Genomic DNA, 17,766 nt, shown 5'->3' with positions numbered 1-17,766 from the left:
CTTTCCAAAGCTGGTTAATGAATGAGGAAATCATATTGGTGATAATCTGGATTTCTTTCTAACGCTTCCTGACAATCCTCACAAATGGCCGTAATATGAATATTTCCAGTCACGTCATATGCAACCATCTCTTGTCTTTCCTGCTCCGTTAATTTATGAAGGCCGAGTGCTTCACTGTGTATCGAAGACTGTTCAATGGAACCTAAATTTGTACCGCAATGCCGGCAATGGTAATGAATGGCCACCTAGGTACCCTCCCTATTTTACTATTGTTACTAGTATTTACGTTGGAAGGGCAAGTTATTCATTGGAATTCACTGTGTAAAAAAGAGAATTGCTTTATTTTATGAAAGGAAAGGTTATCCCATGAACCTTTTACTGATTAAATTCGTTCATCACCTGTAAAAAGGGCTTTTCTAACCATTTTATACAGGCGTCAGCGCTCTTTTGTACAGACTCTTTTGTTAATTCCCATTCATCTTCATGGAAGCGTCCCAACACATAATCGGGAACCTTCATCCCATTCTTTGGCCGATCAATTCCGATTCTGATCCTGTTAAATTCTTGCGTTCCTAGATGTGCTACTGTGGACTTTATTCCATTATGGCCGCCGGCACTTCCTTTTTGACGGAGCCTGATTTTCCCTACAGGCAAATCTAGATCATCATAGATGATGACCAAATCCTCTAAATCAATTTCATAATAGTCCATTATCGCTCTGATTGATTCTCCAGACAGATTCATGTATGTCAGTGGTTTTAGTAAAATTACCTTTTTACCATTATGGAATCCCATCCCAAACTGCCCTTTAAATTTTGATTGATTTAATGGAATGGATAATTTATCTGCAAGCTCATCAATGACTTCAAATCCAATATTATGTCTCGTTTTTTCATATTGTTTTCCAGGGTTTCCCAAACCAACGATTAATTTCATTTTTTCCCTCTCTTTCGGCTTAGTCCACCTGTTAAATAATTCCCTAAGCATCCTATTCTCTCCCACTTAATAATACGTCTTTTTTATGACAAATGCGACAAAAGACGTAACCTGAGTATAGGTTACGTCTGTACTATTATTCTCCCACCGGGTCCGTTTCTCTGCCTTCTTCATTAACAGGATGGCCGCCTTCTTGCTGCTCTCCTGAATTAATTTCCTCTTCTTGTCGAGGAGGAAGGATACTTGCGATTACTTCATCTTCCTCATGATTGATGGTAAACGATCCCTGATAGAGGATATCGGAAACCTTCATGGTTTCACCAACCTGGAGGTTCGTTACATCCACTTCAATTTGCTGTGGTATCTCATCAGGAGTGGAAGTAATCGATAATTCATGGACAGGCTGCTGCAGGACCCCGCCATCCTTAACTCCAGCTGCTTCACCCGTTAGGACGAGTCTGACCGTTACGTTAATTTTAGAGGATTTATCAACGGCAAGAAAATCAACATGAATGATTTCCTTTTTAATAAAATCCTCTTGGTAATCAGATAAAACAACATCTTGCCTGCTGCCGTCAACATCAAGAGATATAACGCCATTCCTGCCGACTAATCGGATGGTTTTTGTTAAATCCGCTGAGCTGACAGAAACCGGTTTGCTTTCAATCTTTCTGCCATAAATGACAGCAGGAATATTTCCCGTTTCTCTAATTTTCCTTAATTCCGAACTGCGAAGTTCCTTACGTTCCTTTGCCTGTAAAACCGTGCTCATGAGTTTAGTCACCTTCCTAGTTTTGTTCTTAACAGTCTCTATAAAAATTCCCCAAAACAGGAAGGTCTAAACATATTTTTGTAAAAGGATTCTAGTTGATCAATCGAATAAAGTACTTACAGATTGTTCTTCGTGGACACGGATAATGGCTTCACCAAGTAAAGGTGCTACAGAAAGTTGAATAATCTTATCCGTCTTTTTCTCTTCTGGCATAGAAATAGAATTTGTGATAACTAATTCCTTAATTTTTGAATTTTGAATTCTATCCATCGCCGGTCCAGATAAAACAGGGTGTGTACAGCAAGCGTAGACTTCTGAAGCGCCATTTTCGACTAAAGCGTTGGCAGCTAGCGTGATAGTTCCTGCTGTATCGATAATATCATCAATTAGGATGGCAATTTTACCTTCAATGTTACCAACAATATTCATTACCTCAGCAACATTAGGTCTTGGACGACGTTTGTCAATAATCGCAATCGGGGCTTTTAAACGCTCTGCTAATTTTCTAGCCCGCGTTACTCCACCATGGTCAGGAGAAACAATGACAATATCCCCTTCAAAATTTCTCTTTTGGAAATAATCGGCTAAAATAGGTACACCCATTAAGTGATCTGTCGGAATTTCAAAGAAACCTTGAATCTGTGGTGCGTGCAAGTCTAAACAGATAACACGGGTTGCCCCTGCTGTTTCAAGGAGGTTTGCCACTAATTTAGCTGTAATCGGCTCACGTGCACGTGCTTTACGGTCCTGGCGGGCGTAGCCATAGTATGGCATAACAATATTAATTGTTTTAGCAGAGGCCCTTTTTAGAGCATCAATCATGATTAGTACTTCCATAATATTTTCATTAACTGGAGAACTAGTCGATTGAATAACATACACATCACAGCCGCGGATACTTTCTTCGATATTGATTTGGATTTCTCCATCACTAAATCTTGTTACCGAGGTTTTTCCTAGTTCCACACCAATCACTTTGGCAATCTCTCTTGCTAACGGGAGATTTGAATTTAGACTGAATACCTTTAAGTTTGGATCCAAGTATTGATTCGACATAATGCCCTCCAATATTCTACCTATTTTTTCACATTAAGCTTATCGACATAATTTTCTTTGTTTACCTGCTGTGAACGTGCAATGGATAATGCATTTCCAGGTACGTTTTTTGTTATTGTTGAACCGGCAGCTACATAAGCTCCTTTTCCAACAGTAACAGGAGCAACTAAGTTAGAATTACAGCCTATAAAGACTCCATCTTCAATCTTTGTTAAGAATTTATTTTTACCATCATAGTTAACCGTTATAGAGCCGCAGCCTATATTTACATCACTTCCAACCTCAGCATCACCAATATAGCTTAGATGCGAAGCTTTGCTTCCCTTGCCGAAAACAGCCTTCTTGATTTCAACAAAGTTTCCAATTTTCACTTCATCACTTATCGCTGAATCTGGTCTAATATGGGCAAAGGGACCAATATTAACGAGAGAGCCAATACTACTGTTGTAAGCCGCTGATTGACGGATTACCGTTTCATTTCCAACCTCACAAGTATTAATTTCTGAGTTTGGACCAATTTGGCATTCTGCTCCAATCACTGTCCTGCCTTTTATTATCGTTCCTGGAAGGATTATCGTATCCTGCCCAATTACAACATCTGCTTCGATGTATGTATTTGCAGGGTCAATAATGGTAACTCCATTTCGCATATGACTTTCATTTATGCGGCTGCGCATAATTCTTTCTGCTTCAGCCAAAGCAACTCTGTCGTTTACACCAAGAGTCTCTTCTAAATCATTTGTTTGGAAAGCCGTAACCACTTCTCCCTGATTTTTCAGGATTTCTACGACATCCGGCAGATAATATTCACCTTGAACATTATCATTTGAAACCTTATTTAATGCTTCAAACAATGCAGCATTATCAAAGCAATAGGTTCCTGTATTGATTTCATTTATTTCTCGCTCTGCCTCTGTTGCGTCTTTATGTTCAACGATTTTTTCAACGAGTCCCTTTTCATTTCGAATAATTCGACCATATCCTGTCGGGTCATCAATTCTTGCTGTAAGAATTGTTGCTTTCGCCGAATGTTCTTTATGATGTTTAAATAATGACTCCATCGTTTCTGCCTTAATTAGAGGAGTGTCACCACAGACTACAATGGTAATCCCATCTTTGCCTTCGAGCATCTCTTGTGCCTGCATTACGGCATGTGCAGTCCCTAGCTGTTCTTCTTGAAGCGCATAATGGCTTTCTTCCCCTAATTGTCCTTTTACCTTTTCAGCTCCATGGCCAATTACGGTAACCATTTCTTGAATGTTTAGCTTCTTCACTTGGTCCACTACATGTTGAACCATCGGCTTGCCGCATACTGGGTGCAACACTTTATAAAGCTTTGATTTCATCCGGGTACCTTGTCCTGCGGCCAAAATCACAGCATAACGATTATGCATGTTCAAGTCCTCCAATTTAACCTTTTTATCCACTAAAAATATTAACGTAATTAGTCAGTCATTTCAAGGAATGTAAGAAAAGTGTTCGAATTTGTTATTTTGAAAAAATTAGGGAGGAATGAAAGAGGAGATAGGGAGGAATAAAAAAAGAGCACTACTTATGTAGTAGGCTCTAGGCTGTTTAATTCTTTCTAGGAAGCTCCGGCTTCTTCAAATTCCACTTCTAATTCACCTAAACGATGATATTCAGCCAAAACAGCTTCTTGAATTTTACCGCGCGTTCCAGAATTGATAGGATGCGCAATGTCACGAAATTCTCCATCTGGAGTACGCTTACTTGGCATTGCGACAAATAAACCATTGTTTCCATCAATAACGCGAATGTCATGAACAACGAATTCGTTATCTAATGTAATTGATGCAATCGCTCTCATTCTACCATCCGTGTTAACACGGCGTAATCTTACGTCTGTTACTTCCATGTGCTCACACCCTTTTCTTATGTTAAAAAGCTAGTGTTATTAATTCAACATGGACTCTAGTAAATCCTTCTTTTATATTTATTTTTTTAAAAATATTTTAGGCAAAATAGTGAACATTTTTAAAAGTCAGATATATTAATATTATTCATAGTGCTAATATACAAAAAAACGCTCATGATTACTTCACGAGCGCAATTACTTCGATTTCAACTAATGCATCTTTAGGTAACCGCGCTACCTCAACACAGGAACGCGCCGGTTTATTCGTTGAAAAATATTCACCATATACTTCGTTAATTGAGGCAAAGTCATCCATACTTTTAATAAAGACTGTCGCCTTAACAACGGTATCAAAAGACGCCCCTGCAGCTGAAAGTACTGCTCCCAAATTTTTAAAAACTTGGTGAGTCTGTTCTTTTATTCCGCCGAGAGTCATTTCTCCCTCAGCTGTTAATGGGATTTGCCCTGAGCTATAAAATAGATTGTTAACAATGATTCCTTGCGAATAAGGTCCAATCGCTGCAGGTGCTTGGTTGGTTTGAACAACTTTCATATTATTCCTCCGTTCTGCGCTTAAAATAGTTTCCTTCTGTAACCTGAATCCTTTTTTCCTTTACATCAACGTCAGTCAATTTAACAAGCGATTTGTATTCATCGACGAGACGTTCTTCAATTTTTTCAGCTTCTACCAAAACAGCAATTCCAGCTACTTGAGCATTAAATTCCTCTAGCAAGCTGATCATTCCCATTACAGTTCCACCAGCCTTCATAAAGTCATCGACAACTAAGACCTTTGAGCCTTGTGCCAAGCTCCTCTTTGAGAGCAACATGGTTTGGATTCTCTTTGCCGATCCAGAAACATAGTTGATACTAACTGTTGGACCTTCTGTGACTTTACTATCTCTCCTCACAATAACAACAGGAGTATTTAACTGACTCGCGACAGCATACGCAAGCGGAATTCCCTTTGTTGCAACCGTCATGACTACATCAATCTTTGTATTCACATAGGCAGATGCAATAATCCGACCGGCCTTTTGAACAATGTTTGGATCACCTAAAATATCAGTTAAATATAAATATCCTCCAGGCAAAAGGCGATCTGGGTGTGCAATCAACGAACATAATTCATTTACAAATGGTCTTGCTTCATCATCGCTGACATTTACAAAAAATTTAACTCCACCCGCTGCACCTGGCACTGTTTGTAAAGTCCCAATACCTCTTTGTTCGAAGGTCTCTTTCACGATTGCTAAGTCTTCACTGATAGAAGATTTCGCAGAAGAGTAACGTTCAGCAAAAAAGGTGAGCGGTACAAGCTGGCGGGGATGGTCAAGTAAATAGCTCGTCATATCAATCAATCGTTCACTGCGGCGAAACTTCATAACAATCCTCCAAAAGACGAATATTCTATTAATAGAATATCACTATTGTCCGTTTTTAATCAAGGGTGTGTCGTTCTCCAAGCATTCGGACAGCAAAAACTTGGTCACAAAAGCCTCTTAGTCCATTATATATCCGATGCATTCTAGAATCGTGCTGAACAATTCCAAAAACAGTTGGACCGCTTCCGCTCATTAAAACAGCATCTGCACCAAAACGCTTCATTTGCTCCTTGATTTGTGCTACCTCAGGGTGAAGCTTTAACGTTACATCCTCCAAGACATTTCCGACATTATCACATACGCTTTGATAATCATTGTTTTCAATAGCTTTAACCATTTCGCTAATATTTGGATGCTCCATTCCGTTTATATCTAATCGTCGATAAACCTCTGCGGTAGAAACACCAATAAATGGTTTCGCTAGAATGACCCAGCATGTTGGCGGAGCAGGGAGGTCTGTAATCCTTTCTCCTCTGCCTCTGGCTAAAGCAGTCCCGCCATACACACAAAATGATACATCTGAACCTATTTCAGAACCTAGATCGGCTAACTCGTCCAACGTTAAACCGAGATTCCAAAGTTTATTAAGTCCCCTTAAGGTTGCAGCAGCATCACTGCTTCCTCCAGCCAGCCCAGCCGCAACAGGGATGGTTTTTTCAATGGTTATTTTAACACCCTTTTTTACTTGATATCGGTCTTTCAACAATTGAGCTGCTTGAAAGGCCAGGTTCCGTTGATCGTCAGGAACATAGCGATTATGGGAAAGAATATGTATTTTGTCCTGTTCTAACAATGTCAACTCAACTCGGTCCGCCAAATCAATCGTCGTCATGATCATTTCAACCTCATGAAAACCATCAGGACGCTTATACAAAACATCCAAGGATAAATTAATTTTGGCTGGTGCTTTTACCAAAAGCTTCACTACGCCCACCTACACTTCTATATCGATCATATATTTTTTCCTATTTTACCACAAAACTTCAAATAGGAAAAAAGTCAAGCGATAATAATTAAAGGCCAGGGGCTTTTTTCCCCTGGCCTTACCGTGGTGTCTGATTTGTTTAAACATTGAGAAGCAAGTGTGGCATAACAAATTGTAATACTGTGAACTACATCTTTTACGTATCCCTGTTGTTTTTCATTAGCTGCTCAGAAGCAAGTTCGACTGCTCTTTTCACCATATTTCCTGCATCCTTTGCTCGAATGCCGCCCCAACCCTCTTTTTGGACGACATCATAGAATCCAAGTTCTTTCGCAAGTTCTTCTTTAAATTGTGTAGACATAACACCTCTTCTTCTTGCCATCTAAACAACCCCTTTTATCCACTCACGGCATTATTAGTATGGTATTTAGAAAGTATTTCATTAATTTATATTCGATAAAAAGCAAAAGGCAGAAAATCGGATGATTTTCTGCCTAAAAAATTGCCCTATATTCTAACTTAAAGCTATGTTTCCTGCTGCGTCTTCATAGAAGGTGATTTGAACTGTTTCGGTAAGTACATCAGCGTAGCTGTAAGAAACTCGTTCAAATGCATTTTCTTCTTGATCTAACTCGATTACAAAAACCGAAGGGTACGTTTCGGCCAATACGCCGGATCGTTCGATTGTCTTTCTACGTCCTCCGTTTGCCTTCAGCAACAATCTTTTCCCTAAATTCGAATCAAGAGCCTTTTTAATATCGGCTAAGGTTTTTGGCATTCGGTCCACCTCACTGTGTAAAGTATATCACACTGACATAGTCCTTGTCAAATAAAAACATAAAATTATATCAGTCCGACAAAAAGATTGTCAATATTTTTTCTTCTACTTTTTCTCCCAAATTTCAACAATCATTATGTTTACCTTAATAAGGGAGGATTATGTGTATAAAAAAAATAAGTCCAGAAAAGTTTGAGCTGGTTGTCTCTAGAAAAACTGGCCAGCTCCAGGCGCCATTGGCTAAGGACCATAGATAGGCGCCTACCACTTTTCCAAAAGGACTTATGATTCTTCTTCCTGGACAGGATTGTAGGGCATTCCTGTTCGTAAGACCCCTTTTGTTTCAATTCCTCCGAGTCCCTTTTCTCCGGTTAGGGTATTCCGTAAAACATCCCAAACATTGATACTCTCCATAAACGGCGTAAAACTGATTTTTGCAACTATATATACAGGGTCTAATGCATGTATATTAATTCGTGATGGGGAGCTTGCAAAATTTGCACCTGCATGTATCAAGGATTCAAAATGAGATTGGCAGGCACCTGCAAAGATTACAAGTTGATCTAAATGAGGAATCTTTCTTCGTGCCTCCTTAACGGTTTGGACAAAGTGCTTTGAGTGGCGGTATGCATTAATGTCTGATATCTTTCCCTTTGCCTTTGAATAGGCATCATGGCCGGTAATGACTAAAATATCAGGACGAAATTGATCAATTAAGCCACCAATTTTTTTGGGCATCTCCTTCTCGTTACAATGTATCCCGTATACAGGAATACCAATTTTCTCATATAAAGTCATACATTTTTGTAAGTAATCCTGGTCCCCATCTAAGTGAAGAACCTTTCCGGGAATTTGAAAATAATTGGCAGGCTGTACATAGCCGCCTGTCGCTTCATAATCCTGCCTCTGCTTGATTAACTCAACATCCTGTGCAAATAGGCGGAAGGATTGCTCTTCTAGGGCTTTGTATTCCTGTATTATCTTAGACCTTACATTTTTGTTAATCACCACTAAATCTTCGTAAGGAGCATCTGCCACTAAGCGAATATCTTCACCGTATAGGACTGCAAATCTCTGGCCATTTAGTATTTGAATATCAATAACCCGGAATAGAATATCACAGTTATAGGACCGTCTGCCGACAATATCCATCATCTTTATATCCACTGCCGTCACTCCAATTAGACCAGCATATAGGCCTTCCAAATAAAGTTTCTCTTTGATAGGCTATGCAACTACAAAAGTGAATGTGAATGGACGAGTTGTTAATAATATGAATTTTAGTTTTGGCTGTGTTAGACTAGGCTGTTGATTTGCGCTCCAGGGCGCTATGCTTTCCGCGGGCTCGCCCGTGAGCCTCCTCGCAGCTTCGCTCCTGCGGGGTCTCACTCAGCTCGTTCATCCCGCAGGAGTCAAGCGCCCTTCCGCTCCAATCAACAGTTTCTAAAAATCAACAGTCCCCTTTAACACAGCCAAGTTAAAAAAAAAAAAAATAGACCTAGAAAGGTCTATTGAAAGTAGGTATATAGCTCATCACTCAATTTTCCAAATTCCTCAACGGAAAGAGTTTCCCCTCTTCTCGTCGGCTCAATTCCAGCTGCATTTAATGCACGAATAATTTCTTCCTTCTTTTCCTTCCCATCCTGAAGCTGACTGGTTAAATTATTTAGTATTGTTTTTCTTCTTTGCGCAAAACTTGCCCGTGTTACTTGGAAAAAGAATTTTTCATCTTTTACGATTACCGCTGGCTTTTCTCTTCTTGTTAAGCGGATTACAGCTGAATCTACATTTGGCTGAGGGACGAATACTGTTTTAGGGACTATCATGACTGTCTCGGCCTTTGTATAGTACTGTACAGCGATGGAAAGAGATCCGTATTCCTTTGTCCCTGGACTAGCTGAAATGCGGTCTGCGACCTCTTTTTGAAGCATACAAACGATACCACGTATTGGAATCTGTTCCTCAAGCAGCTTCATGATAATCGGTGTCGTCACGTAGTACGGGAGATTGGCAACAACCATAAGATCATCAACATTCGTGAATTCTGTATCTATGACTTCCTGAACATCTGCTTCTAGAATATCTTTATGGATGACTTTTACATTTTCATATGGTGAAAGAGTATCTGATAATATCGGCAGTAATCTTTGATCAATTTCAAAGGCAACCACTTTTTTACTTCTGCGGGCAAGCTGTTCTGTCAGCGCACCAATACCAGGACCAATTTCAATCGCACCAGTGTTTTCACCCATTTCTGCAAAATCAACAATTCTATGTAAGATATTTGTATCAATTAAAAAGTTTTGGCCCAAACTTTTCTTAAAAGAAAATCCATATTTCTCAAGAATGGCTCGTGTTCGAATCGGTGTAGCAATGTCCTTATTCATTTTTTTCCTCCTGTATCACAACTGCAAGTGCCTCTGCAAATTCCTGCCTGCTGATTTGAAACATCATCAACCTTTTATAAAGCTGCTTTCCATTGGTATATCCGATTTTCAAAATTTTTCCCAACATGGTCCTTCTCTCTTTCGAACCTGCTCCTCCAATGAGTCCTGCTGTAATTAAATCCTCTTGTGTGATTTCCTCTTTGATGGTATCTGACATGATTTGTGCATCTCTTAATGCATTTCTAATTGCCTCTAAAGAGGCATGTTCAACACCCAGGCCTTTTCCATTTTTAGCGATGGCGACTTCCTTCGGTAAAAAGGCATGTTTTGCACCTGGTACTTTTTCAGCAATCGTTTTCCTGATTTTCTCACCTGGGTAGTCGGGGTCTGTAAAAATAATCACCCCTCTAGTTTCTTGTGCTCTTTTAATTCTTTCAATGGTTTCTTCATTAATTGCAGAACCATTGGTTTCAATCGTATCTGCATCAACGGCTCGTTTAATCGTGGTGGTATCGTCTTTCCCCTCCACCACAATGAATTCTTTAATCTTCATTATTTCCTCCGTACGTGAATGATAAAAAATATAAAAAATCGAAAAATAATTGAAACATTTTTGTAATGTCCATCGTCTATATTAACAAATGTCTTCATATTATGAAGTAAATACCTTAATGTATTCGTTGTAAGTATAATGAATATTAGAGAAAAAGCAAAATGCAGAGGCTATGATAACCTCTGCACCGTTAAACTTATTGTAATATTTTGATTTTTACCTTCCTAACACCCCAGCGGAAAGCCTCCGCTTTCGTTGGAAAGAAAACATCAATCTTATGTCCCTTTATCGCTCCACCTGTATCAGATGCTACAGCATAGCCATAACCTTCTACATAAACCTTTGTTCCCAGCGGAATCACACGAGGATCCACAGCAATTATTTTTGCATTTGGATTATTACGCAAATCAAATCCTGTTGCTGTTACCCCTGAACAGCCATTGCAATAAGCTGTATAGGCAGTAGTATTAACATAAAACTCAGTTCCAGTTTCTGCTCCACGGGAAACCTGAATATCTAATTCCTTCGTTCCAACAGCCACAACTTTATCGAGTTTCTCTCTAAGACTCTGCTCACTAATTAATTTTCTTGAAACTTCTTTACCGTTTTCCAAGATGACTTCATATTCTCTTGAAATAAGCCCCTGTCTGCCATCTTTAACAGTTACTTGTTTTCCTTTTTCTAAGCTCTCATCTTTCTTGGTGATCACGGCAAAGTGAACTGGTTCTTCCACTACATCGGTGACTTTTTCTACGCGTATGACGTTAATAACGCCATCCCTTTTCACTGTCTCTGATAATGACGGTTCAACTCGGTCAAATTCATTAAGTTTAATTCCCTGTTGTGTTAAAAAGTCAGCGACCGTAGCCGAAGTGGACCATACTTGCTGTTCTTTTCCGCCGTCAACTAGTGTAAGATGAAGAGCTAATTTAATGCGAATATCCATCTTGCTATTGATTGTTTCCTGCGGCTTGGGTGAAATTTCATCTTGTTCGTTCAATACAATTTTCTGCTCTTTTAGTAGCTCAGCGACCGTACCTGCTGTTGTCCATATCGTTTTTTTCTCGTTGTCTTGGACAATTTTAACCTGCTTTGCTTGTTTCCAGACAATCTCTTGATTGTCTTTCACCTTAGCATCAGCTGAAGGTGACAAGTAGTCTTTTGAGTTGAGTGGTATTTCAAGTTGAGCGAATACATCCTTAACTGTATTGGCATGCGTTTTTACTACTTTTTGCTGTCCGTTAAGAGTCAATGCAACTGTATACTTAGATCCTTCATAGTATGAAAAACCAAGAAGTGCTGCTAAAACTACAAAACTAGCAAAAGTGATCGCCAACCTTTTTCTACTCAAAGACTTGGAAAACAGGTTTTTCATGTTTTTGAATACGATGAAAAACGCCTCCTTCTCTCAGAGAGATTATTGAGAAACATGCTGCCGGCTGTCAACCCTTGCATTTGTTGTGAACGTATTTCCTATTATGCATATAGTTGGGAAATTTGCAAAGGGAAACTTATCGACACGGTTATCCTATGAGGAAAAGGAGGCATGTAGAACTTTAAGTTATATTAAAAAGTTTGGACAAGCTTCTATTAACTTCGACAAGCTTGTCTATCAGTTTATGTCGAATAATTTTTTCGCATTGGCAGTCGTGGCGATGGCCACTTCTTCAAGTGATATACCTTTAATTTCTGCTATTTGCTCTGCAACTAACTTTACATATCCTGGTTCATTACGTTTTCCACGATAAGGATGCGGAGCTAAATATGGGCAATCTGTTTCAATCAGCAGTTTTTCTAACGGAACGACAGCTGCCACTTCTTTGGGTTTTTTGGCATTTTTGAACGTAATCGGACCTCCTAAAGAGATAAGAAAATTCATTTTTAGACATTCTAAAGCAACCTCAGGACTTCCGCTAAAGCAATGCATGATTCCTCCAACTTCAGCAGCATCCTCCTCTTGTAGTATTTCTACAATATCAGCTGTTGCCTCCCGATTATGAATCACAATCGGAAGCTTCACTTTTTTAGCCAAGCGGATTTGCTTCCGAAACACTTCTTTTTGGATGTCTTTTGGAGACTTGTCCCAATGGTAATCCAACCCCATTTCCCCTATCGCCACTACCTTTGAGTGAGAGGCTAACTCTTCTATCCAGAGTAAATCATCATCACTCATATCAATCGCATCCACAGGGTGCCAGCCCACACAGGCATAGATAAAGTCGTAACTTTCAGCAAGCTCCATTGCCCTTTTGATCGTTGGTCTGTCAAAACCCACACAAACCATTTTCGAAACTCCGGACTCTTGTGCCCTAGAAATTACTTCTTCTAAGTCTTCCTCAAATTGTTCTGCATTTAAATGAACATGTGTATCAAATAGCATAAGTCAAACTCCTTTGTTGAATTTCATCACTATTTCTTGTCGAACATATAAAGAAAAAATGGAAATGCCACGAAATTTGTTTCACGTGGAACAATTTAAAAGCGGAAGCGCCTTGAACAGGGGCGACCGGCATAAGACGAGCCGGCGAGAAGGTTGCTCTTTAACCTTCTTGACGGATTGGCTTATGACCCCGAGCCCCTAGGCGCTGTAGCTAGACATCTCTCAAATTAAAAGAGCCTATAAAGGCTCTTTTCTGAATGTTTATCTACTTTACTTTAGAACCATTAGGCAATGATTGATCAACTGTGGCTAATGATAGGGATCCATCTTTTGAACCTGCCAATATCATCCCTTGTGATAATTCACCACGTAGTTTCACCGGCTTTAGATTTGTAATACAAATTACTTTTCTTCCAACTAAATCCTCAGGCTTATAATATTGGGCAATACCAGAGACTACTTGACGTTTTTCATAGCCTAAATCCAACTGAAGCTTTAGAAGCTTATCTGCCTTTTTAATGGGTTCGGCCTGTATAACCTCTGCTACTCTCAAATCAATTTTCATAAAGTCATCGATCGAAATTTCATCGATTTCCTCAGGCTTTTCTTCTTGTTTTTCAACTTGTTTTTCCTCAAGCATTGGAGCTGAACCTCCCATTTTAGTACGGATAAATTCAACTTCTTCTGCAATTTCAAGGCGTGGGAACAACGGATTTCCTTTCGAAACCTTTGTTCCACTTGGAATTCCACCAAAGGTATCTAGGCTTTCCCAAGCTTTAAGTTCCACATCGGTAACACCAAGCTGTTGGAAAATTCCATTAGGTGTCACCGTTAAGAAAGGCTGGAGAAGAATCGCTGTTCTCCTTAAGGTTTCAGCTAAATGAACCATTACACTTGCAAGTTCATCTTTACGTTCTTCTGACTTTGCTAATGTCCACGGCTGTGTTTCATCTATATATTTATTACTTCTGCTTACTAATTGCCAAATGGATGTTAGCGCAACTGAAAATTCCATTTTCTCCATGGCTTCCTCATATTTAATAACGGTTTCACGATTAACTTGAAGCAGTGCTTCATCAAATTCACCTGTTGAATCTGTATAAGCAGGAATGACACCATCAAAATATTTCTCAATCATCGCCACTGTTCGGTTTAATAGGTTGCCAAGGTCATTCGCTAAATCAAAATTAATTCTTTCTACAAATCCCTCTGGTGTAAAAACACCATCAGCCCCAAATGGTACTTCTCTTAACAAATAATAGCGAAGGGCATCGAGACCATAGCGGTCAATCAATGTGACAGGATCTACTACATTTCCTTTTGATTTAGACATCTTACCGTCTTTCATTAATAACCAGCCATGTGCAAACACCTTTTTAGGAAGTGGCAGGTCAAGCGCCATCAACATGATAGGCCAATAAATCGTATGAAAACGAACAATTTCTTTTCCAACAAGATGAACATCAGCTGGCCAATAATTCAAGTATTTACTATCGTTATCTGTACCATAACCGAGAGCTGTGATATAGTTCGATAAAGCATCAATCCATACATAAATAACGTGTTTGGGATCTCCCGGCACCTTAACTCCCCAATCAAAGGTCGTTCTAGAAACGGCTAAATCCTCTAAACCAGGCTTAATAAAATTATTTATCATCTCGTTTTTACGTGATTCCGGCTGGATAAACTCTGGATTTTCTTCATAGTATTGCAATAATCGATCAACATACTTACTCATTTTGAAAAAGTAAGATTCCTCTTTAACAATTTCTACTCCCCTGCCGCAATCAGGACAATTTCCTTCCACTAACTGGCGGTCCGTATAAAAGGATTCACACGGTGTACAATACCATCCTTCATACTTGTCCAGGTAAATATCTCCCTGTTCCAGCAGTCTAGCGAAAATCCCTTCGACAATTTGTTTATGTCTCTCATCCGTAGTTCGAATAAAATCATCATAGGAGATATCGAGCTTTTTCCATAAATCCTTAATCCCATCCACAATTTCATCAACATACTGCTGCGGGGAAATCCCCTTTTCCGCAGCGACGCGCTGGATTTTTTGTCCGTGCTCATCGGTTCCTGTTAAATACATAACATCAAAGCCGCGCATCCTTTTATAGCGTGCCATTGCGTCTCCAGCTACTGTTGTATACGCATGGCCAATATGTAAATTTCCACTTGGATAATAAATCGGAGTAGTAAGATAAAACGTTTTTAATTTTCCTTGCATTTGATATCCTCCTAATAGGGACTTTTCTATTAAATCATTATAGCCCTTTTTCACTCTCTTATATCATCAAAATATACCCAAAAATCAATAAATGTGCAATAAACGCAAATATAAGCAAAGATTTATTTTATATTTTTCTCTGCTCCCCCCATAAAACTATATATCCCTGTCGAAAATTATACTAACGGAATAGATAATATTGTAGTTTTTTGTCGAAATTAAAATTTTATTTTAAAAAACAATATTAATCTAACAATAGTATTAAAATTCTATTTCAATTGAATGGTCATTCATTATTTATTGATATATCAACATTCTTGTAAACTGATAATATTTGCCATTACTTTTTATTATAAAGTAATTGACGGAAATGGGAATGGCTGGTATTATTAATTTATAAAAATAATGTCGAATAATGACGAATAGATAGAGAAATAAATTAATAGGTTTATTATGAGAGGAGCTAGTAAATATGAAATCTACAGGTATTGTCCGTAAAGTTGATGAATTGGGTCGTGTAGTTATTCCAATCGAATTAAGAAGAACACTTGGTATTGCTGAAAAAGATGCACTGGAAATTTATGTTGATGATGAGCGCATTATTTTAAAGAAATACAAGCCAAATATGACTTGCCAAGTAACAGGTGAAGTTTCTGATGACAACCTAGCACTTGCTGGCGGAAAACTCATCCTAAGCCGTGAGGGCGCAGAGCAGTTAGTAAATGAAATCAAAAGCCAATTTGAATTAGTAAAATAATATACAGTAAGCTTCTCCTTAAAAGGGAGAAGCTTTTTTTTGGGTACTAGTTAATATGATAGGCCTGGTACACCTCACGCTTGCTTATCCCCCGGTCCATTGCCGTTTGTTTAATAGCATCTTTTGAGGGAACTTCCTTAAGACTTATGTAGTGATTAACATGTTCTTCTATCGACAAGGTTTCCCACCATGTTATTTCTTCTTGCTTTAATTTACTTTCATCTGCACCTTCAACAATTAAACAAAATTCACCACGAATCTCATCCTGATTTGCCCACCCTATTATCTCCTCTAAGGTTCCTCTAATAAATTCCTCAAACTTTTTGGTTAACTCCCGGCAAATAGCTACTTTACGATTACCAAGGACATCGTGCATACTCGTTAAGGTTTCTTTAAGTCGATGCGGCGACTCATAAAATACAAGAGTTCCTGTCTGTTTCTTTAAGGTCTCTAACTCGGCTTTCTTTTCTTTTTTACTTCGGCTTAAGAAACCATAAAAATAGAAGGGCTGACATGTAAGCCCTGAGGCAATTAATGCTGGGAGTGCTGCGTTAGCTCCTGGTAAAGGCACTACAGTTACCTTCTCACTTATTGCTGCCTCTACAAGTTCATATCCTGGGTCTGAAATAGCCGGCATACCCGCATCACTTACTAAAGCAATCTTCAGGCCTTCCTTAATCTTGTGAATGAGCTTCTCTCCGCTTGATTCTTTATTATGTTCATGATAGCTGACAACTGGTGTTTGAATCTCAAAGTAATTGCATAGCTTTTTTGTATTTCTTGTATCCTCTGCAGCTATTAAATCTGCTTCCTTTAAAATTCTTACAGCACGAAAACTCATATCTTCAAGATTGCCAATTGGAGTCGGAACAAGATAAAGGATTCCTTTTTGCGCCTCGTTCTCAAAACTTTTTTGCTGCCACACTTTGACCACCCGTTTCTTTTATTCTCCATATAAAATCTTTCTGACTTCCACCGTGTATTCCCCCTCTTCATTATAAACAAATAAGGGAGGAAGTATTTTTAAATCAGGACTGCCATCTTTTATTGCTTCAATTAACAGAGTGTTGGCCTCCTTCCCCTGCTTTGGGTACACAAACTGAATACGCTTTGGTTCAAGGCGATACTGGCGCAAGGCCGAAATGATATCCATTAAACGTCCTGGACGATGAACAAACGCCACCTTTCCCCCCTGCCTGACCAATTGACTTGAAGCCTTTACAGCATCCTCTAGTGTACATAGTATCTCATGGCGGGCAATGGCAAGGTGCTCATTCGGATTCATTTCTTCTTTGGAGGGAGTTGGAAAATAGGGAGGGTTACAGGTAACCACATCAAATTTCCCATGTCCTAGCTGTTTAGGGATCTCTTTTATATCACCGTGAATCATCTGAAGGCGGTCCCCAAGATTATTATATTCAATACTCCTTATGGCCATATCATATAAGCGCTCTTGTATCTCTACACCGGTAATCTTCCCTTTCGTTCGAGCACTTAAAAACAATGGTATAACTCCATTTCCACTGCATAAATCAATGATGTTTCCCTTTTGAATGGGAACATAGACAAATCGAGCTAATAAGACAGCATCAAGTGAGAAAGCAAAAACAGATGGACTTTGAATGATCCTTAAATTTTCTGCTAGTAAATAATCCAGCCGCTCATCATCTTTTAAATTAACCACTTCTATCCACCTCAAAATTATTGTAAAAAAATGAGGCTGACCTG

At 39.0% G+C, this 17,766-nt stretch carries 20 protein-coding genes; 1 reads left to right on the top strand and 19 read right to left on the bottom strand.

Translation table 11 applies throughout. From position 1 onward, the window contains the following. Positions 1 to 14: 14 nt before the first annotated feature. The 17 genes from M3189_RS23330 to metG all read right to left on the bottom strand — a co-directional run bounded on the left by M3189_RS23330 (position 15) and on the right by metG (position 15,281). The gene (locus M3189_RS23330; RefSeq protein ID WP_095250675.1) at positions 15 to 245 is read right to left on the bottom strand and encodes an anti-sigma-F factor Fin family protein; all 231 of its coding nucleotides are present in this window, start codon (positions 243 to 245) and stop codon (positions 15 to 17) included. Between the two features lie 130 nt (positions 246 to 375). Further along, the gene (gene pth / locus M3189_RS23325; protein WP_251638626.1) at positions 376 to 936 is read right to left on the bottom strand and encodes an aminoacyl-tRNA hydrolase; all 561 of its coding nucleotides are present in this window, start codon (positions 934 to 936) and stop codon (positions 376 to 378) included. Positions 937 to 1,072: 136 nt separating this feature from the next. After that, positions 1,073 to 1,708 carry a 50S ribosomal protein L25/general stress protein Ctc gene (locus M3189_RS23320; RefSeq protein WP_251638574.1) on the bottom strand — a complete coding sequence of 212 codons (636 nt, stop codon included), beginning with the start codon at positions 1,706 to 1,708 and terminating at the stop codon, positions 1,073 to 1,075. 99 nt (positions 1,709 to 1,807) lie between these two features. Further along, positions 1,808 to 2,764 carry a ribose-phosphate diphosphokinase gene (locus M3189_RS23315; RefSeq protein WP_251638572.1) on the bottom strand — a complete coding sequence of 319 codons (957 nt, stop codon included), beginning with the start codon at positions 2,762 to 2,764 and terminating at the stop codon, positions 1,808 to 1,810. A 20-nt stretch (positions 2,765 to 2,784) separates the two neighbouring features. Further along, positions 2,785 to 4,158, bottom strand: a complete 1,374-nt coding sequence (gene glmU, locus M3189_RS23310) for a bifunctional UDP-N-acetylglucosamine diphosphorylase/glucosamine-1-phosphate N-acetyltransferase GlmU (RefSeq protein ID WP_251638570.1) — start codon at positions 4,156 to 4,158, stop codon at positions 2,785 to 2,787. 191 nt (positions 4,159 to 4,349) lie between these two features. Further along, entirely contained in the window at positions 4,350 to 4,640 is a 291-nt protein-coding gene (spoVG, locus tag M3189_RS23305; protein WP_003347151.1) for a septation regulator SpoVG, read from the bottom strand. A 178-nt stretch (positions 4,641 to 4,818) separates the two neighbouring features. After that, complete coding sequence (gene ridA / locus M3189_RS23300) at positions 4,819 to 5,193, bottom strand: 2-iminobutanoate/2-iminopropanoate deaminase (RefSeq protein WP_251638568.1); 375 nt, start codon at positions 5,191 to 5,193, stop codon at positions 4,819 to 4,821. A 1-nt stretch (position 5,194) separates the two neighbouring features. Next, a complete protein-coding gene (gene purR, locus M3189_RS23295) occupies positions 5,195 to 6,025 on the bottom strand; it encodes a pur operon repressor (protein ID WP_251638565.1) in 831 nt (276 codons plus the stop codon). Positions 6,026 to 6,080: 55 nt separating this feature from the next. Next, positions 6,081 to 6,950 carry a 4-(cytidine 5'-diphospho)-2-C-methyl-D-erythritol kinase gene (gene ispE, locus M3189_RS23290; protein ID WP_251638563.1) on the bottom strand — a complete coding sequence of 290 codons (870 nt, stop codon included), beginning with the start codon at positions 6,948 to 6,950 and terminating at the stop codon, positions 6,081 to 6,083. 196 nt (positions 6,951 to 7,146) lie between these two features. Continuing rightward, positions 7,147 to 7,332, bottom strand: a complete 186-nt coding sequence (locus tag M3189_RS23285; protein ID WP_251638553.1) for a small, acid-soluble spore protein, alpha/beta type — start codon at positions 7,330 to 7,332, stop codon at positions 7,147 to 7,149. A 132-nt stretch (positions 7,333 to 7,464) separates the two neighbouring features. Then, the gene (gene veg / locus M3189_RS23280; RefSeq protein ID WP_045515579.1) at positions 7,465 to 7,728 is read right to left on the bottom strand and encodes a biofilm formation stimulator Veg; all 264 of its coding nucleotides are present in this window, start codon (positions 7,726 to 7,728) and stop codon (positions 7,465 to 7,467) included. A 282-nt stretch (positions 7,729 to 8,010) separates the two neighbouring features. Further along, positions 8,011 to 8,895 carry a sporulation peptidase YabG gene (gene yabG / locus M3189_RS23275; protein ID WP_251638625.1) on the bottom strand — a complete coding sequence of 295 codons (885 nt, stop codon included), beginning with the start codon at positions 8,893 to 8,895 and terminating at the stop codon, positions 8,011 to 8,013. A gap of 341 nt (positions 8,896 to 9,236) precedes the next feature. After that, positions 9,237 to 10,115 (bottom strand): 16S rRNA (adenine(1518)-N(6)/adenine(1519)-N(6))-dimethyltransferase RsmA, encoded by an 879-nt coding sequence (gene rsmA, locus M3189_RS23270; RefSeq protein ID WP_251638551.1) that lies wholly within the window; start codon positions 10,113 to 10,115, stop codon positions 9,237 to 9,239. After that, positions 10,108 to 10,668: a ribonuclease M5 gene (gene rnmV, locus M3189_RS23265; RefSeq protein ID WP_251638549.1), complete on the bottom strand. Its 561-nt coding sequence runs from the start codon at positions 10,666 to 10,668 to the stop codon at positions 10,108 to 10,110. Before rnmV ends, rsmA begins: the two co-directional genes overlap by 8 nt. Before the next feature lie 196 nt (positions 10,669 to 10,864). Beyond that, positions 10,865 to 12,043: a G5 and 3D domain-containing protein gene (locus M3189_RS23260; protein ID WP_251638546.1), complete on the bottom strand. Its 1,179-nt coding sequence runs from the start codon at positions 12,041 to 12,043 to the stop codon at positions 10,865 to 10,867. A 237-nt stretch (positions 12,044 to 12,280) separates the two neighbouring features. Then, entirely contained in the window at positions 12,281 to 13,048 is a 768-nt protein-coding gene (locus tag M3189_RS23255; protein WP_251638544.1) for a TatD family hydrolase, read from the bottom strand. A gap of 265 nt (positions 13,049 to 13,313) precedes the next feature. Continuing rightward, a complete protein-coding gene (gene metG, locus M3189_RS23250) occupies positions 13,314 to 15,281 on the bottom strand; it encodes a methionine--tRNA ligase (protein WP_251638542.1) in 1,968 nt (655 codons plus the stop codon). A 472-nt stretch (positions 15,282 to 15,753) separates the two neighbouring features. Here metG and M3189_RS23245 point away from each other — a divergent pair, with 472 nt between their 5' ends. Continuing rightward, positions 15,754 to 16,038, top strand: a complete 285-nt coding sequence (locus M3189_RS23245; RefSeq protein ID WP_045515586.1) for an AbrB/MazE/SpoVT family DNA-binding domain-containing protein — start codon at positions 15,754 to 15,756, stop codon at positions 16,036 to 16,038. A 46-nt stretch (positions 16,039 to 16,084) separates the two neighbouring features. On the opposite strand, the gene rsmI is transcribed toward M3189_RS23245, so the two are convergent. Further along, entirely contained in the window at positions 16,085 to 16,963 is an 879-nt protein-coding gene (gene rsmI / locus M3189_RS23240; protein WP_251638541.1) for a 16S rRNA (cytidine(1402)-2'-O)-methyltransferase, read from the bottom strand. 18 nt (positions 16,964 to 16,981) lie between these two features. Continuing rightward, positions 16,982 to 17,722 (bottom strand): tRNA1(Val) (adenine(37)-N6)-methyltransferase, encoded by a 741-nt coding sequence (locus M3189_RS23235; RefSeq protein WP_251638540.1) that lies wholly within the window; start codon positions 17,720 to 17,722, stop codon positions 16,982 to 16,984. Positions 17,723 to 17,766 lie beyond the last annotated feature (44 nt).

It is taken from the genome of Neobacillus niacini (assembly GCF_023715415.1).
GTDB lineage: Bacteria > Bacillota > Bacilli > Bacillales > Cytobacillaceae > Neobacillus > Neobacillus niacini_C.
The sequence above is the reverse complement of the archived record's forward strand: the minus strand, read 5'-3'. Positions and strand labels throughout refer to the sequence as shown.

Excerpts from the sequence above, each read along its gene's own strand:
- pth (WP_251638626.1), bottom strand. The coding sequence starts at position 936 with ATGAAATTAATCGTTGGTTTGGGAAACCCTGGAAAACAATATGAAAAA.
- M3189_RS23320 (WP_251638574.1), bottom strand. The coding sequence starts at position 1,708 with ATGAGCACGGTTTTACAGGCAAAGGAACGTAAGGAACTTCGCAGTTCG.
- M3189_RS23315 (WP_251638572.1), bottom strand. The coding sequence starts at position 2,764 with ATGTCGAATCAATACTTGGATCCAAACTTAAAGGTATTCAGTCTAAAT.
- glmU (WP_251638570.1), bottom strand. The coding sequence starts at position 4,158 with ATGCATAATCGTTATGCTGTGATTTTGGCCGCAGGACAAGGTACCCGG.
- spoVG (WP_003347151.1), bottom strand. The coding sequence starts at position 4,640 with ATGGAAGTAACAGACGTAAGATTACGCCGTGTTAACACGGATGGTAGA.
- ridA (WP_251638568.1), bottom strand. The coding sequence starts at position 5,193 with ATGAAAGTTGTTCAAACCAACCAAGCACCTGCAGCGATTGGACCTTAT.
- purR (WP_251638565.1), bottom strand. The coding sequence starts at position 6,025 with ATGAAGTTTCGCCGCAGTGAACGATTGATTGATATGACGAGCTATTTA.
- M3189_RS23285 (WP_251638553.1), bottom strand. The coding sequence starts at position 7,332 with ATGGCAAGAAGAAGAGGTGTTATGTCTACACAATTTAAAGAAGAACTT.
- veg (WP_045515579.1), bottom strand. The coding sequence starts at position 7,728 with ATGCCAAAAACCTTAGCCGATATTAAAAAGGCTCTTGATTCGAATTTA.
- rsmA (WP_251638551.1), bottom strand. The coding sequence starts at position 10,115 with ATGAATAAGGACATTGCTACACCGATTCGAACACGAGCCATTCTTGAG.
- rnmV (WP_251638549.1), bottom strand. The coding sequence starts at position 10,668 with ATGAAGATTAAAGAATTCATTGTGGTGGAGGGGAAAGACGATACCACC.
- M3189_RS23260 (WP_251638546.1), bottom strand. The coding sequence starts at position 12,043 with ATGAAAAACCTGTTTTCCAAGTCTTTGAGTAGAAAAAGGTTGGCGATC.
- M3189_RS23255 (WP_251638544.1), bottom strand. The coding sequence starts at position 13,048 with ATGCTATTTGATACACATGTTCATTTAAATGCAGAACAATTTGAGGAA.
- metG (WP_251638542.1), bottom strand. The coding sequence starts at position 15,281 with ATGCAAGGAAAATTAAAAACGTTTTATCTTACTACTCCGATTTATTAT.
- M3189_RS23245 (WP_045515586.1), top strand. The coding sequence starts at position 15,754 with ATGAAATCTACAGGTATTGTCCGTAAAGTTGATGAATTGGGTCGTGTA.